Raw genomic sequence first — 16,244 nt, 5'->3', positions numbered from 1 at the left:
TTTGGCAACAGAAAAAATCATATTGGGTATAGACCCGGGAACCACGATTATGGGTTTCGGTATCATTAAGGTCATCAACAAACAAATACACTTTGTGCAGATGAACGAGTTGATGCTGAAAAAGTATGATGACCCCTATACCAAGCTCAAACTTATTTTTGAACGCACGTTGGAACTCATCGACACCTATCACCCCGATGAAATCGCCATCGAAGCCCCGTTTTATGGAAAAAATGTACAGTCCATGCTCAAATTGGGACGTGCCCAAGGTGTGGCAATGGCGGCAGGATTATCCAGAGAGATACCAATCACAGAGTATATGCCCAAAAAGATTAAAATGGCCATCACGGGCAATGGAAATGCCAGTAAAGAACAAGTGGCCCGGATGCTCCAAAGTGTCTTAAAACTGAAAAGTTTGCCTAAAAATCTCGACAGTACCGATGGTCTGGCCGCCGCCGTTTGTCATTTCTACAACGAGGGCAGGGTAGAGGTCGGTAAAAGTTATACAGGTTGGGAGGCTTTTATCAAACAAAATCCTGATAAGATTAAATAACAATGTCCAATTGACAATTATCGATAAACAGTCCAAAATTACCCAAATACACCTACTTTATGCTAAAAAAGAATCCCTTGATGATGAAATCTTACGATTTTGCATTGGAAATCGTCAGATTATATAAGAGTGTTGTAGCTTCAAAACGTGAATATGTATTGTCCAAACAAATGCTTCGTTCGGGCACATCGATTGGAGCCAATGTTTCTGAGGCAAACGGCGCTATTTCAACAGCAGATTTTTCGGCCAAAATCTCAATAGCCTACAAAGAAAGTTTGGAAGTAAAATACTGGCTTTCACTGCTGAAAGATTCAGAATACATATCAAAAGGGGAAGCCACGGCTCTAATTTCCAAAGCTGATGAACTCTCCAAAATTATGTTCTCCATATTAAAGACTACAAAAAGGACCAAATGATAATTGTACATTGCTAATTGTTAATTGTCCATTGAATGAGCGGTATTTACATTCACATTCCTTTTTGCAAGCAAGCTTGCCATTACTGTGATTTCCATTTTTCCACACAGTTGGGTAAAAAGGAAGTTATGGTCAGCGCCATTGCCAAAGAACTGGAGCTGCGGAAATCGGAGGTGGATGATCAAGTGGAAACCATTTATTTTGGCGGAGGGACCCCATCCGTTTTATCCAATGATGAAATTGAATTTTTGATACAGGCGGTGTATGACAACTACAAAGTAATTGACCGTCCGGAAATCACCTTGGAAGCCAACCCTGATGATTTATCCAACAATCGGATAATCCAACTATCCAACAGTTCGACCAACCGTCTCAGTATCGGTATTCAATCTTTTTTTGATGAAGACTTAAAATTGATGAACCGTGCCCACAATGCCGGAGAAGCGGAGCAATGCATCAAAAAGGCAATACAATATTTCGACAACATTACCATCGATTTGATTTATGGAATCCCAGGGATGGATAATGACCGTTGGAAGGCCAACATCCAAAAAGCATTGGATTTTGACCTGCCTCACATATCAAGCTACGCACTGACCGTGGAACCGCGAACTGCACTCAAAAAATTCATAGAAAAAGGTGTTGTTCCAGATGTGGATGACGAGCAGGCACAAGAGCAATTTCATATTCTGGTGGATACTTTGGAATCCAACGGTTTTGTGAACTACGAAATTTCCAATTTTGGCAAGCCTGATTACTTTTCCAAAAACAACACCGCTTATTGGTTGGGTAAGACCTATTTGGGCGTTGGGCCATCGGCACATTCTTATGATGGAAAACATCGCAGTTGGAATATCCGAAACAACCCGACCTACATCAAAAAAATGGAAGAAGGCGAATTGCCCATGGAAATTGAGACACTTTCCACGACCGATAGGTACAACGAATATGTGATGACCGGCCTACGCACCATTTGGGGTGTGGATTTGGATAGGATAGCATCGGAGTTTGGGGAAAATTATCTGAAGTATTTCAACCAACAATCATCAAAATTTTTAGATCAAGGTTTGTTAGTTGTGGATGATGGAAAATTGCTAACCACTAAAAAAGGCAAGTTTTTGGCGGATGGCATTGCGAGTGATTTGTTTTTCTTGAAATAGTTTAATAAGGTCAGCCACCTTTAATGAGGGGTAAAGAGAAGTAAGGAGCAATAATTATAATTATTCAGGGCTTATCCATCCAACGGCTATAGTATTTGTTTTTCAGATTTTCGGATTTAGTAGAAGCATACGGTACAATTCTATTTCCCAAAATCTTTTCAATATTTTGGGTTTCTTTCTTTCTTTTCAAGTTAATACAAACCCTTTTAATTTTTGACTTTACCAACGGTGCCAATTGTTCGATGGTCAGATTGGAGTCTAGAATCACCAGTTCTTTAACATGACTTCTTTCTAGAGAATTTATACAGGTCAGGTTTTTAAGATTGATCAATGATAAATGGTTCAATTTTATAAGATTTGAAAGACAGGGAAGTTCTGTAATTTGAGCTTGATCTTGAATTCTTAACCATTCTAATTCTGAAAATCCAGAAATAGAACTTATGCTGTTCAGATTGTTGATTCGTAACAACTCTAAATTTCTGAGCTTTTTTAAATTTCGTAGAAAGTAGAGATTCTCTCCCCTGCAAAACCCCAGATATAGACTTTTTAATCCGGTTAATTTGTTGAGAAATTCAAGTTGGTTTAGAGGATAACCTGTAAATGAAGCATGCTCAAGTTGTTTTAATTCGGACAGCTTGTCAATGTCTTTTGAATTTCTGACAAGATCCAAAGATTTAAGTTTACCGAGCTTAGAAATGGGTTCTAGCGACACCTCTTTTTTATTAAACTCCCCCAAGGTTAACCAATCCAAAGTCATTGGTAAAAAATCAAGCCGTTCTGTTTTGGGCAAGAATAAGGATAATCCCTTTAAACTTGATATTTTTTTTATAAAACTAAGATCATAATTTACCTCTTTTTTCCAAACAGGGCCATAAGCTTCACCCAAGTACGAAAGTTCAATTCCATCAATCCCTTCTGATTTTAAAAGAGAATCAATCTTTAAAAGTTCTTCCTTGTTAATATTATCCGCTATTTTGAGAATTACTCTGATAATGTAATTTTTTTAATATTGATTTAAGTTAGTTTATATCGATTTAAGGATTTATTCGAAATTGATAAATGCACTGTTTGGATTGATAAAACCCCATTCCCAATTGATGGAGACTTTTCAAAAAGCCAAGTTTTTGGTCGACGGAATTGCCTCCGACCTTTTTATGATTAATTTAAAGTAGTAAATTGTCATTCCTGCGCAGGCAGAAACCCATGAAGTAGAATTAACTCCCAATGGTATTGGGAATTTTAAAATAACCTAAATTTGATTGCCACCATAAAACACAACTCCCGAAACTATAAAATAGATCTGACAAAACCCTTGGATATCTCCATATCGCTCAAAGGTGGCGACAAAAACGTGAACGCCTGGTACTTGGACCCACCAAAAATAGCACCGCACGAAGAAGATGGATTTGTGGGCAAGGTAACCGAGGGAGCATCCACCAATTTCAACGATATTTGGTTCAACCCACATTCGCATGTAACACACACGGAATGTTTGGGACATATATCGGAGGAGTTCAATTCCATCAACAAAAAATTAAAGAAATTTTTCTTTTTGGCCGAGGTAATCACGGTGGCACCCGAACAATTGAACGGTGATTTTATCATCTCCGAAAAGCAATTAAAATATGCTTTGGGAAACAAAAAACGACAAGCCGTAGTGATACGTACACTGCCAAATTTGGGGGATAAAAAGTCCAAAAGATACTCGGATTCAAACCCACCTTACCTTATGGAGGATGCCGCAAAGTATCTGGTAAAAAAAGGAGTGGAACATTTACTGATTGACCTGCCATCCGTGGATAAGGAAAGGGATGGGGGCGAACTGTTGTCGCACAAGGCCTTTTGGAACATGAGCGGAAAACCGAGAACCAGAGCAACCATTACCGAGTTTATTTATGTACCAAATCCTGTGGAGGACGGCACCTATTTCTTAAACCTTCAAGTGGCGCCTTTTGAGAACGATGCGAGTCCTAGTAGGCCGGTACTTTTTAAAATTGAAGATTAACAAATGAAGACAACGCTAAAACTGGAAGAAGCCCTGATGTTCGCTTTTGGCATTTATCTGTTCAGTCTATTGGATTATGTGTGGTGGTGGTTTTTAGTATTGATATTGACACCCGATATCGGTATGTTGGGCTACCTTTTCGGAGACAAGGCCGGCGCTTTTTGCTACAACCTGTTCCATCATAAAGGCGTTGGCATTATAATCTATTTAACGGGCATCTACTTTTCCATACCTTTATGCCAATTGATTGGGGTAGTTCTATTTTCACACTCCGCGTTGGACCGAATTTTTGGCTACGGATTAAAATATGACAACGGATTCAAGTTTACCCATTTGGGTGAAATAGGCAAGAAACATGGGTGACATTGTTGATATAGTTTTAGGGTTGATTCTGGGCGCAATATTAATGTATTGGGTCTATTCCCTGTTTCGAAAAAAGAAGGACAAGGAAATTACAGAGGAACAGTCCACCGTAATCCTCAATAAAATTAGAAGCGTTTGCAAATTGGTGTCCGTGGAGGGAGATTTTGCTGAAATCTATCACTACGAGAATACCAAGGACAGCTTTATGAGCCTGTTCCGAAGTAAGAAGAAAGCATTGATAGTCATTAAGGCCAAAGCACACATTGGCTACGATTTGAACAAGCTAAACATGAAGGCCGAAAATGAGAACAAGAAGATAGTACTGAGCCATTTTCCGGAACCGGAAGTATTGTCCATTGAGCCCGACCTTCAGTTTTACGACATTAAAAATGGTATCTTCAACAGCTTTTCGCCCACAGATTTGACCAATCTCAACCAAGAGGCCAAGGAGCACATCAAACAAAAGATACCGGAGAGCGGACTTATGGAAACTGCCAGAAAGGAAGCTTTGCAGGCCGTTTTGGTGGTGGAGAAAATAGTAGAGACCATTGGGTGGACATTGGATTATTCCGCTCTTGAAATATCGAACAGAGAAAAACAATCTTTAGAAGAATAGTATGAAAACAAAAATAATAACCTTGCTTTTGGTAGGTGTTTTGGCCTCCAGTTGTGTACAAATCAAAAATGAAATGAAGACTAATTTTGACCATACTTTTACGCATACGGTGTTCTTTTGGTTCAAGAATCCCGATAGCCAAGAGGCCAGGGATACCTTTGAAGCCTCTTTGACCAAATTTTTGAACAATTCCGAGTATGCCAAAACCAAATTCATAGGTAAGCCACCAAAGGCGATTCGGGATGTAGTTGACGATTCGTTTACATACTCACTGATTCTATCTTTTGAATCTGCCGAAGACCAAGCAGCCTATCAAACAGAGCCGCCACACCTCGTTTTTATCGAAGAGTGCGAGGACCTTTGGGAAAAGGTCATTGTATACGACTCCGAAGGCATCCAAAAATGAATGTAGAGGAGCTTAGGGAACTTTGCCTGAGCAAAAAGGGGGTGACAGAGGAGTTGCCTTTTGATGCCTATACTTTAGTGTTTAAGGTAATGGGCAAAATGTTTGCCTTGGTCCCTTTGGAACGGCTCCCGCCCCAATGTAATCTAAAGTGCGACCCAGAAAGGAGCGAGGAGCTCAGAGAGGAACATGATGGAGCCATTATACCGGGTTACCACATGAGCAAAAAACATTGGAATACATTGTTTTTGGAACAACTCCCACCTCAATTGATTAAGGATTTAGTCGACCATTCCTATGAGCTGGTCGTATCCGGATTAACCAAAAAGCTTCAACAAGAGCTCAACAATTTAGGTTGATAGTACATGGAAGATTTAAAGGGCTTTTATTCCTCCCAAAAAGAGAAACATCAACAGGAATTACAGAAAACACGAAAACAATTAGGGGTTTTGGCCACCCTTCGGTTGTCTGTATTTGTGATACTGGCTTTTGGAATCTACTGGTTTTGGGGGAACACTTTGGTTTTCTACTTGCTGCCGGTGGGAATAGCAGTGTTTTTATTTCTGGTGACCAAATTCAGCAACGTAAAAAGACATAAAGAATACTTGCAACGGCTCATTGAAATCAATGACACCGAATTGGATATATTGACCCGAAAGTTCCATCATTTGCCAGATGGAAAAGAGTTCTTGGAACCTAATCATCCGTATGCACAGGACCTTGATTTGTTTGGTAGAGGTTCTTTTTATCAATACGCCAACCGTACCGTTTTGGAACAAGGCAGGGAAGTGTTATCAAATCTTTTATTGGATGGGTATCCAAAGGATATAGCCAAAAAACAGGCAGCGATTCAGGAACTGGCCCAATTACCCGAATGGCGTCAACATTTTTCGGCATTGGCAGGAGAGACTCGACCCAAAATATCCCCCGATGTGGTTTCCGACTGGATGAAAAGCCATAAGTCTTTCATGCCCAAATGGGCGGGAATCGTTCCGCCGATTTTTGGCGTGTTATCAATTGTATTGATCACCTTGGCGATTATGGGCCAAGTGCCCGAAAGTTTGATACTGTTCTGGTATCTCTTGGGTACTGGAGTCGTAGGGCGCTATGCAAAGAACATTATCGGATTTACCACAAATGTATCGGAGGCTCAAGAAACCATTCAACAACACCAACGACTGATTTCGGAACTGGAAGCACATGCTTTCAACTCAGAGTTACTGCAAGAGCTTCAGAAAAAACTAGAAGTAAAAGGGGAGAGGACATCAAAAATTCTAAAGAAATTTTCTCAAAGTATGAAGATGCTGGAGCAGCAGTTCAACCTCATAATTTCGATGTTTGCGCAGGGTCTAGGCTTATATAGTGTTTATTATGCTTTTAGCGTTGAAAAGTGGATTTCAACCTACGGAGAAGAGGTAGAAGGTTGGTTTTCGGCCATTGCCCAGTTTGATGCATACATCAGTTTGGGCACATATGCCTTTAATCATCCAGATCATACCTATCCAATATTGGTACAGAACGATGTTGTACTAAGTGGCAAGGAAGTAGGACATCCACTTGTAGACCCTCAAAAAAATATTCTGAACGATTTTGAAATAGGAAAAGGACGTTTCTGTATTGTTACCGGAGCAAATATGGCTGGGAAAAGTACCTTTTTGCGTGCCATTGGACTGCAGATAGTTATGGCTAACATGGGTTTGCCGGTAAAGGGGCAAGGGGTACATTACAATCCTGTACGTTTGTTGACGAGTATGCGTTCTTCAGATTCTTTGGCGGATGAGACCTCTTATTTTTATGCGGAGCTCAAACGCCTTAAATATATTGTGGATGAGTTGGAGAAGGACGACTGCTTTGTAATCTTGGATGAAATATTAAAAGGCACCAACAGTGTGGACAAGGCCGAAGGCTCCAAAAAGTTTGTGGAACGATTGGTGAAAAATGGCTCCACCGGTATGGTGGCCACACACGATTTGAGCCTGTGTACCTTGGCCGATGAACTTCCAGAAGTGGAAAACCGCTATTTTGATGCACAAATCGTAAACGACGAACTCTTTTTTGATTATAAGTTTAAGGAGGGTGTCTGTCAAAACATGAATGCGTCCTTCCTGTTGAGGAAGATGGATATCATCAAGGATTAGAAGGGATAACCAATGGCAAAGTTCAATGTTGCCTTGTTCCCATTGTTTCCGAAGAAAGGAACGTTCCAACGGTCATTTTCATGTTGATACGGTACTCTAAAAGGCGAGGCCAAATCAAATCGGATAACAAAGTTCTGGATGTCCACCCGTAAACCAAATCCAAATCCTGCGGCAACCTCATTTAACCAATCCGATTCGAATTTGCCATCGGTAAACAATGTGTTGGAAGAATTGCTGGTCTGCTGGTCATTCTCCAAATCTTCATAATTTCCGGTAAGCCAAACATTCCCTGCATCTACAAAAAAGGCGCCTTTTAAATATGAAAATATGGGAAAACGATATTCCAAGTTGGCTTCCAGTTTCAAATTTCCCGACCGGTCGAAATAGTCCGTGGAGGAATCTTCCGAAACAGCGTTGAAATTTCCTGGTCCCAGTGATCGAATATTAAAAGCCCTAACGCTATACGGTCCCCCGGAAAAAAATTGTTTTACAAAAGGCAATGTTTCACTATTTCCGTAAGGCACGCCCCACCCTGCGTAAACTCTTGAAACCAATGTTTGCTCTCTGTCCCATCTCAAATAGAATCGAAAATCCACATCCATTTTTGCGTATTGGGCATATTCGGAACCCAATATGGTGCCGGAACCTCCATCTATCAAACTGAAAAGGTTGCCTGCCAAATCAATATTGGTAGAGAAAAATATGGGATATTCTTTATCTAAATCGGATACTTCGTCATAAGTGAATCCATACAGTAGCCCGGCGATAAAACGTTGCTCAAAGCTTCTTTGGAGAAAAGGGTTGTCGTCCAATATTTGTTGAAACTCATCTGTTACTTTGGACAACCTGGAGTAATTAACACTTATCGGGTCTAACTGGTGATACACATACCTGTTTTCCTTCCAAGTGTACCCAAAAGAACCGTTTATGGAACTCAGGGTAAACAACTGGCTTCGCCGTAAGTAATCGACCCCAGCAGAGATCTTGGTCTTGGGAACGGAATACCTGAATTTTTTTGGTGAAAATGGGATGGATCTGGGGAAAATCAAATCACCTTTTACGCCCCATGCGATGCTGCTTAAATTTGAATTATCACCAGAACTCAATTGCGATTCATAGGAAAAATGGGTGGACAGGCTCAAGGTCTCTCCACCTTTGAAGAGGTTTCTGTTGCTATAGGTCAGTAAAAGTCCCGGACCTGTGAAGCCATTGGATTTGGTCACCGCTTGAATTTCGGCACGTAACGAACGTTTAGTCAACGGTGCCAAATAAATATCTGCTGCGAGGGAGCCGCTCTTTCCATTGGTCATTGTGGTATCCAGTTCCCTATATTGAATGTTTACGTACTTATAACTACCCAAGGAGGACAAACGGTTACTTGTGATTTTGGAGGTGTTGGCATTGTAAAGGTCTCCCTCTTTGAACAAAATATAGGTTTCCAGCAATTCAGGTTTAAAGTAATACTCGTTTTGTATAAAGTCCGTTCCGTTGACATTGGTAATGTTTTGTTTGGAAAGCGGTAATGTATCTCCCTCGATGGAATAATTTGGATATACCGTTATGGAATCGATGGTATAGGGAATAGCCGTTTTTTTGGGAGCTTTCTTTTTTAAACGAAGAAACAGATCAAATTTTCGGCTTTTATATTGATTGGTATCCGCTTCAAAAATGAAAAGATTTGCATTGCTATTATAGTAGCCCCGCTGCTTTAAATTGAAATCCAATCGTTCCCGTTCCGCTTTCAATAGATCTAGGTCAAAGCGATTGTCCTTGGATAGTGGTGATTTTTTGGCAATGTCCAATAGTTCATCATAAATCGGTAAGGAATCCATGTCCACTTCATAATTTTCCAGTGTGTAAGGTTCTTGAACGGTTGCTGTATAGTTGACGGAAGCACTTTTTTCTTTTAGAATGGTCTCGGAACTGGCCATACTGTAGAAAAAACCGTTGTTGTCCAACCGGTTTACCAAGAGTTCCTCTATGCGCTCGGGAGCTACTTCTGAAAAATAAACCGGTTCCTCACCAAAAGATTTATTAAGGAATTTGTAAAAAAAACCGGGCTTCTCCCGCTGAGCTTTATAATGGAAATATAGACCGGGTTTCATTCCAAGAAAGGTAGTGTTGGGGTTGGGCTCTACCAAGTTGGTAAGTTCCGTTTTCACATCCTTTAGCCCTTCTACTTCTCCAATAGTATCCAATTCCAGCTCTGCCCCAGTGTATAGCCGCTCACCTTCTGGAATGAATTTCTTTATACCGCACGACTGCACTAATAGCACTACAAGGCAGTTACAAAATAGATATTTTATGATTTGATGTTTCAAAAACTAATATTAGGATTATGGGTTCTTATCGTTGTTGTTCTTTTCTCCTGTGTCGTCTTCGTCTTCCTCTTCTTTCTTTGTCTTTGGTTTGATTGGACTGAACAATTGACTAAATTTGTTGAATTCCCTATCAAAAATAAATGCCAGTCCAGTAACGATCAGTTGACCATCAATAATATTTTGGTATTCCTGTCTCCTAAAGCCCTTCAACCTATAATTGCCTTGTTCGTTCAAAAGATACTCCAAAGTTACATTACCGATCACGGGTGTGGCGGTCTCGGAACTGGAGGGTGTACCTTCTACATCAACGGCGCTACCGGCCGAAACGATGACACGGTCATTAAATAATTTCTTTTGAGCACTGATGTTCAACTGTGTTCTGTTCTGTAGTCCATCTCCTTGCGTTTCTTGGAAGCTGTCCAAGTCAAAGTCCAGTTCCAGTCCAGTATTGCCCAATAATCTGTTGGAGATAGTATTGAGTTCGCCGGATAGTACTTTGTTCACGTTATTACGTGCTAGGGCAACGGCGCCTCCGGCACTTCCATCACTTCCTGAGGTAGGATAAAAACGGTTCAAAGCCAACAGTGAAAACACTTGTTTGTTGAGTTCGGATTCCTGTTGGTTCAACTGTTGTATACGCCCATACACACCGCCACCATAACTTCCTTGTGCATTTTCTGGCATATCCAGAGCGAAGGATATTTCTGGACCGGTGATTTCACCCCCAATGTTCAAATACACATAAAAGGTGGAAGCCCTTTGATATTGATTGGAAACCCCGCTATCTTGACCATAACTAATGGAAGACATCAAAGGTGCTGCGGAAGTTTCAATTTCGTAAGTGGCAGTTACATCCAGTTTGGCATTGTACGGGTCTCCGGACCAAGTAACGCTACTACCTTTATTGATTGTAAACTCACGGCTTACCAAATTATACAGGCTTGTTCTGTAGAAACCCGAGCTAAGCTCCAATCTGCCCGATAAGCGTATGTCTTGGTTGGGGGCTATATTTAAATTGAGACTGGCATTGCCCGAGGCCTGCAGCATATCCTGTGTTTTTTCGTCCAACACGACCTTAAAGACAGCATCGTCGGAAATTTCCAGAGTAGTGTTGATATCCATTCCAGCGAATACGGAATCCGGTGCCTCGTTGGAATCCCTTGTTAATATGGCATCGGGATTTTCTCTGTTGACAAATATCACCACGCCTTCCCTTCCTTGAATTTCATACTGGGCTTGTGGAACCACATAGGTGAGGTTGGTGGCGTCACCAATCGTGAAACTTCCGTTGATTATAGGAATCTCTAAATTGCCGGTCACCTCTACATCTGCATCGATTACCGCTGTACCATAAACCAGTTCGTTATCGCCCTTTTTGGAGTCAAGCGCCTTAAAGTTGTCAGCAGTAATCGATAATTCAAAATCTGGGTTCAGAAGGTCTCCGGTTATTATAGAACCATCCAAAACCAATGTGCCCTTATCGGCATCGGTAATGCTAAAACTATCGAATGTGATTTCTTCCTCATTCAGGTTTAATGTTTGATTATCTATGCCCAAGTTGGTTTTGAAGGCGGATAAGGTAATGCCAACATCGTTAAAGTTTAATCTTCCTGAATAATTTGGGTCACTTAGTGTTCCGTTCACTTCCATGTTCCCAGAAAGGTACCCGGACGGATTGGATAGTTCTTCATTTAAAAACGCTTGAACAATCTTTGTTTCAAATTTTTGAATATCCAGATCTAAATTTAATTGTGCACCGTTTTCGTTTGCCACATAATCACCTGTCAGATTTAAATCCGCGCCTCCGTTTTGCAACGCCAAATCAAAATCATAATCGGAGAGCGATTTTGATGAGGCATTTAAACTAAGGGTGCCCAACGGATTTTGCATCACGCTGAAATCGTTGATGTCCAATTTGGACACCAGCCCCGAAGCACCATATGGGTTTAACACCACAAAATTACCCTGCACCGTTCCTTTTGCCAATGCTTCATCAGGGTTTAAAAGGCTTAAAAAGGTCTGTAATTGGAAGTTTTCGAAAATGATGCCAATATGCTCTTTGTCCATTTTGGGCACTGTGGTTGAAACTTCCAGTTTTTGATTGTTCCTTGACAACACTACGTTTTGAAACTGCGTATAAGCCTCGGTCATCGTGATTTTATTGTCATCCGGAATTTCCCACGCTTTTTTGTTCAACAATAGGTTCTCGGGGGAAATATGTAAGCTCAGGGTATCCTTTTTAAAGACCAACTCTGAAGAAATATGCATAATCTCTGTGGTGTCACTAATGGAATTAAAGTCCAGTTCCAGTTCTTTGTTCTTTAAATTCCCTTTGATGAAGGTTCTTTTAAGGTTGATGGGGTCGTATTCAAAATTTTTGAGCCCTGCATAGAAATTCAGATTGGTCGAATCGCCTTGCAAATCCACTTCAAGACTATCTACAATACTTCCGGCGTACGAAAACTTTGGAACGGATACTTTCCCGTCCAGTTTTTTGGTCAATGCATTAAATTTGACATCAATGTTCAGTGAATCCAAGTCTTCGAAACCGTCCAAGAATACTTTGGAGATGATGGGGGTTGGTTTCAAGGCCAAATCCAATCTTGCCTCTACATCATCCAGTTTTTCGGAGAGGGTACTATCCGAGGAAAAATAGTTCTCAAGTTGTCTTTTTAAAGCAGTTTTTATTCGGTTCAAGGATGCATTTGAATATAGACCGCCATTTAGAAAACCACTCTTTACGGTGGCGTCGGTAATGGAATCTTCTACGCGTGCATTCAGTAGTATAGGCTCAATTTGATATTGCCTATCATTGGTCACAGCGATCCCATTTTTTATGGAAGCTTCAATGGCGTAGTTACTGGAAAGTCCTCTATATGACCCTTCGATATCCCCTGCTATCTTAATATTATCTCTTGTGAAGCCCAATTTTTGGAGGTCGGCACCGATGATGTTGGACGTAAAGGTTATATTGTTGCTTTCTGAGGTGAAATCGATGAGGGTATTCGCTGATAAATTGAGGTTCTCATCCTTTAACGCAAGTGAAATATCACCACTCCCGTTGGAGAGTTTCCCCCTAATGGTTATATCCTTGTAATTGTATTCCTGGAATTTAAATTGACCAATGACTCCTTCCAATTGGGCATCCATATTGGACAGTTCCGTTTCCGAACCGGAACCCTTGAGTTGTAGGGAAATGGTCCCAAGTTGATTATTTTGAAGTATTGTTCCCAATTGAAGACTATCTGTGGAAATGGTTCCATTAAATTTTTTGGTTTCCCCCAGTTGTACAGAAGCATCCAGAGCTATCCGTCCCTCTGGAATTTTTAAAAGGGTATTGGTCTGGAATGATTCAAGATCACCTTTTAGCGTACCGGTCAATGTAATGGTTTCGGGAATATTAATGGACAAACTATCCGAAGGTAAAAATTGTTGAAGGTTTTCTTTCGATGACCGAACGTCCAAGTTGTCCAAATTGTAGGAAAGGGTTTCCATTTGTGTAACGTTGGAAAGGCTTCCTTCCAATTTCAAAGATGTGGATGGTCCCCATTGCAGCTCAGACTCAAAATCATCTACTTTTTGCAGACTTCCGCTAGCCCGAACGTATCCTGTTATGGGATTTGTGGACAATGTATTCAGGTAGGTGTTTTTTTGTAATTCTGGAGAAAAACGCAGAAAATCCAAAGGATTCAGGCTCAATTGGGACAATATCAACTGAAGACTGCTATTTTCCGGATTGTTCATTGCCGAATCCAAGGATTCGTAGCGTATGTCGGCATTGGCATTGAGAGAACTCTCGTTTAGCCGTAAGGCCAAATTGGAAATAACCGCTTTGGTATCCGTGATGGATGCTCCGAAGCCTAATTGTTGTAGGGCTATACCGGAACTTTCACGAAAACTGAACGCTTCAAGTTCAATAGCCAAGTCCGAAGGAGCGTAGTTCAAATCATCCGCTTTGAAAGTAAGTTCATTGATGGTAAAGGCATCAGGGTTAAAAATAGAATCGTTTTGCTTTGCACCATTTCTCGTAAAACGTAAGGTGTTTGATTCCAAATCCAGTTGATTGGCCTGTAATTCCATTTCCGGCCACTGAAAAGCAATATCCTGTTCTGGACTTTGGATGGTGTCCTTGGCCTGATTTAGATTCAATACAATGGTGGAGTTTTTTAGGGTTATTTCATCCGTTTTGTAACTGTTTTTGGAAACGTCAACTGCAAGCTCGGTCAAATCAAATTCGGATAATTGCAATCTGGTCTGAATGTCATCTGGGTCTGAATTGTATACAAGCTCTACCTTTTCCAGTTGAATGGCATCAATGGAAATTTTGGGTGGGGTCGAGGTTGAAGTATCATCGGAAGTTGGCGGGGAATGGGTCTGTTCATAGGAAAGTTGACTGTCCTTTAAAACAAAATCATCTATTCTGAAATTCATTTCGTCAAGGTCGAATTCGGTTACCTCAATTTGCATTTCACCGAGGTTCAAATTGATTTTGGTTCCCAGATAGGTGTCATCATACCGCACTTTCCAATCGGTAAATTGGAAATCTCCCAGGGAAATGGACATGGGCTCGGAAACCGAAGTAGTATCCGAAGTGGCAAAGGCCTCCATCAGAAAGGCAAAATTGAAACTTTCGGGGTCGGTGTCTCTGTGAATATTTGCGACGAGGTTCTTTGATTCCACATCGTCTATGGAAAGTTCATTTTTAACGAGCAAAGGATAAATGGGGAGGTCCATTTGAATTTCTTGGGAGTAGAGAAGGGTATCCCCCTGTTTATCTTCAAGGTATATTCCCTCTGCCATGATGTTCCCGGAAAAGGTGATGAAGACTCTTTCTACCTCGACCTTGGTATTTGTTTTACCGGATACATAATCCGTAAGTTTTGAAACAATAATGTTTTGTGCCCAAGGAGTTCGGATGATCACCACCAAAATGATGAACAATGTCAACAAAACAAGAATGCTTTTCCCGATTAATCTCAGGATTCGTTTCCGGTTCCATTTATTATCCTTCATACACGTTAAATCGAAGCGCTTTAGTCACTATTATTTTCAAATCGCTTAAAAACACCGTGTAAAGATAGGGCAGTGCTATGTAAGAAGGATGCTGAAACGGGATAAAGAATATCTCGATAGCATCAACTGTCGACTAAAAAAATTACAGATTCTTCACCTGAAGCTTGTGGAAGCTGTCCGCCTGTAAACGTAACAATTCTTCTGCTTTTTCCTTTTTGTAGCGATAGAGCTCCTCCTCGTTTTTAATGTCCGCGTAGATTTGCTGGTTGAGCTCCCCATCGGTGGCCAACAAAAGTTTGCGTTGCTCCACTTTTTGGGTAATCCAAGTAGCCACTACACTTTCTTGCTCTTCGAATTTGAAGTCGTATTCTCCTTTCGGAGACATTAATTTTGCGATGATGGGCGCGGTTTCGATGGCCAAGAACAACAAAAAGATAAAGAAAGAAGGAAACCAAGGCAATTTGCCAAGGGCGTCTATACGAGCCATCAATCCGTCAAAACCATCTATAATGGGTTGGGAATCGGCCACTGCCGTATCATAATCGGTTTGAAGGGCAGCAATCTGGGCCTCGATATTTTCAATTTTATCGGCGTTGGTTTCCTTTAACGAATTGAGTTCCACTAGCGCCGCATCGTGCTTTTCACGTTTCTCTTTGTACACGGGACCTTTGCCCAAAAGACCAGTGCCCGCTCTTCCTTCCGCTTCGGAAATATAGGTGTCGTACAAAGCGTTGGTCTCCGCTTCTTTGGTAGCCACTTCATTCTTCAGGTTGGCAATATCTTGGTTAAGGCTTTCAATTTTTGGGGTGTATTGGAGCGCCAATTGTTCCTTGTTGTTTAAGGTCATGGCATTTTTTTCTTCCAAGAGTACTTGATTGATCTCTTTTTCAAAAATCTTCATTTCCAACGGTTTGGAAATCACAACGGCAATGATCAGCGCCAAAACAATTCGCGGAGCCGCTTGCAATAATTCACCCTTAAAATTGTCCCGCTTTTTGATGGTGGAAACAATATATCTATCCAAATTGAAGATGAGAAGGCCCCATATTAAACCAAAGAATGTGGCTATATAAACGTTGTCAAAAACGGTGTAAAGTGCATAGCCCGAAGCTATAAATGCCATAACGGCCGTAAAGAATACCGTGGCACCAATACCAGCGTATTTGTTGCGTTCCCCGTTGGAACAAGTCTCTAAAATTTGGGTGTCCGCTCCGGAGCAGAAAATAAAAAAGCGTTGTAACATAGTGTGTTCTCTT

General features: G+C 41.0%; 13 protein-coding genes. 9 read left to right on the top strand and 4 right to left on the bottom strand.

Going from position 1 to position 16,244, the window contains the following annotated elements:
• The first annotated feature begins 1 nt into the window (after position 1).
• From ruvC to hemW, 3 genes are read left to right on the top strand one after another with little or no spacing between them, the layout of a single operon-like run.
• Entirely contained in the window at positions 2-553 is a 552-nt protein-coding gene (gene ruvC / locus DCK90_RS11775; protein WP_108246410.1) for a crossover junction endodeoxyribonuclease RuvC, read from the top strand.
• Between the two features lie 59 nt (positions 554-612).
• Positions 613-969, top strand: a complete 357-nt coding sequence (locus DCK90_RS11770; protein WP_108246409.1) for a four helix bundle protein — start codon at positions 613-615, stop codon at positions 967-969.
• 35 nt (positions 970-1,004) lie between these two features.
• Positions 1,005-2,129, top strand: a complete 1,125-nt coding sequence (gene hemW / locus DCK90_RS11765) for a radical SAM family heme chaperone HemW (RefSeq protein WP_108246408.1) — start codon at positions 1,005-1,007, stop codon at positions 2,127-2,129.
• A gap of 64 nt (positions 2,130-2,193) precedes the next feature.
• On the opposite strand, the gene DCK90_RS11760 is transcribed toward hemW, so the two are convergent.
• On the bottom strand, positions 2,194-3,015 hold the full coding sequence (locus DCK90_RS11760) for a leucine-rich repeat domain-containing protein (RefSeq protein ID WP_108246407.1): 822 nt from the start codon (positions 3,013-3,015) through the stop codon (positions 2,194-2,196).
• Between the two features lie 369 nt (positions 3,016-3,384).
• On the opposite strand from DCK90_RS11760, the gene DCK90_RS11755 reads away from it, so the two are divergent.
• From DCK90_RS11755 to DCK90_RS11730, 6 genes are read left to right on the top strand one after another with little or no spacing between them, the layout of a single operon-like run.
• Positions 3,385-4,134: a cyclase family protein gene (locus DCK90_RS11755; protein WP_108246406.1), complete on the top strand. Its 750-nt coding sequence runs from the start codon at positions 3,385-3,387 to the stop codon at positions 4,132-4,134.
• A 3-nt stretch (positions 4,135-4,137) separates the two neighbouring features.
• Positions 4,138-4,497 carry a DUF4260 domain-containing protein gene (locus tag DCK90_RS11750; RefSeq protein ID WP_108246405.1) on the top strand — a complete coding sequence of 120 codons (360 nt, stop codon included), beginning with the start codon at positions 4,138-4,140 and terminating at the stop codon, positions 4,495-4,497.
• Positions 4,490-5,113 carry a DUF4230 domain-containing protein gene (locus tag DCK90_RS11745; RefSeq protein ID WP_108246404.1) on the top strand — a complete coding sequence of 208 codons (624 nt, stop codon included), beginning with the start codon at positions 4,490-4,492 and terminating at the stop codon, positions 5,111-5,113. The genes DCK90_RS11750 and DCK90_RS11745 overlap by 8 nt, the downstream gene beginning before the upstream one ends.
• Before the next feature lies 1 nt (position 5,114).
• The gene (locus tag DCK90_RS11740) at positions 5,115-5,519 is read left to right on the top strand and encodes a Dabb family protein (protein WP_108246403.1); all 405 of its coding nucleotides are present in this window, start codon (positions 5,115-5,117) and stop codon (positions 5,517-5,519) included.
• Positions 5,516-5,875, top strand: a complete 360-nt coding sequence (locus tag DCK90_RS11735) for an MmcQ/YjbR family DNA-binding protein (protein ID WP_108246402.1) — start codon at positions 5,516-5,518, stop codon at positions 5,873-5,875. Before DCK90_RS11740 ends, DCK90_RS11735 begins: the two co-directional genes overlap by 4 nt.
• A gap of 6 nt (positions 5,876-5,881) precedes the next feature.
• The gene (locus DCK90_RS11730; protein WP_108246401.1) at positions 5,882-7,654 is read left to right on the top strand and encodes a MutS-related protein; all 1,773 of its coding nucleotides are present in this window, start codon (positions 5,882-5,884) and stop codon (positions 7,652-7,654) included.
• Here DCK90_RS11730 and tamL read toward each other — a convergent pair.
• From tamL to DCK90_RS11715, 3 genes are all read right to left on the bottom strand, one after another.
• Positions 7,651-9,930 carry a translocation and assembly module lipoprotein TamL gene (gene tamL / locus DCK90_RS11725; protein ID WP_234414751.1) on the bottom strand — a complete coding sequence of 760 codons (2,280 nt, stop codon included), beginning with the start codon at positions 9,928-9,930 and terminating at the stop codon, positions 7,651-7,653. The two genes, DCK90_RS11730 and tamL, sit on opposite strands and share 4 nt — an antisense overlap.
• 60 nt (positions 9,931-9,990) lie before the next feature.
• Positions 9,991-14,988: a translocation/assembly module TamB domain-containing protein gene (locus tag DCK90_RS11720; protein ID WP_108246399.1), complete on the bottom strand. Its 4,998-nt coding sequence runs from the start codon at positions 14,986-14,988 to the stop codon at positions 9,991-9,993.
• 142 nt (positions 14,989-15,130) lie between these two features.
• On the bottom strand, positions 15,131-16,231 hold the full coding sequence (locus DCK90_RS11715; protein WP_108246398.1) for a DUF4407 domain-containing protein: 1,101 nt from the start codon (positions 16,229-16,231) through the stop codon (positions 15,131-15,133).
• Positions 16,232-16,244: the final 13 nt, after the last annotated feature.

It is taken from the genome of Muricauda brasiliensis, assembly GCF_003057865.1.
Lineage (GTDB): Bacteria > Bacteroidota > Bacteroidia > Flavobacteriales > Flavobacteriaceae > Flagellimonas > Flagellimonas chongwuensis.
Note: the sequence above shows the minus strand (reverse complement) of the source record. Positions and strands in the feature narration are given on the sequence as shown.

Bases quoted from the DNA above. Each gene is read 5' to 3' on its own strand.
- DCK90_RS11750 (WP_108246405.1), top strand. From the start codon at position 4,138: ATGAAGACAACGCTAAAACTGGAAGAAGCCCTGATGTTCGCTTTTGGC.
- DCK90_RS11720 (WP_108246399.1), bottom strand. From the start codon at position 14,988: ATGAAGGATAATAAATGGAACCGGAAACGAATCCTGAGATTAATCGGG.
- DCK90_RS11715 (WP_108246398.1), bottom strand. From the start codon at position 16,231: ATGTTACAACGCTTTTTTATTTTCTGCTCCGGAGCGGACACCCAAATT.
- hemW (WP_108246408.1), top strand. From the start codon at position 1,005: ATGAGCGGTATTTACATTCACATTCCTTTTTGCAAGCAAGCTTGCCAT.
- DCK90_RS11735 (WP_108246402.1), top strand. From the start codon at position 5,516: ATGAATGTAGAGGAGCTTAGGGAACTTTGCCTGAGCAAAAAGGGGGTG.
- DCK90_RS11730 (WP_108246401.1), top strand. From the start codon at position 5,882: ATGGAAGATTTAAAGGGCTTTTATTCCTCCCAAAAAGAGAAACATCAA.
- DCK90_RS11745 (WP_108246404.1), top strand. From the start codon at position 4,490: ATGGGTGACATTGTTGATATAGTTTTAGGGTTGATTCTGGGCGCAATA.
- DCK90_RS11740 (WP_108246403.1), top strand. From the start codon at position 5,115: ATGAAAACAAAAATAATAACCTTGCTTTTGGTAGGTGTTTTGGCCTCC.
- DCK90_RS11770 (WP_108246409.1), top strand. From the start codon at position 613: ATGCTAAAAAAGAATCCCTTGATGATGAAATCTTACGATTTTGCATTG.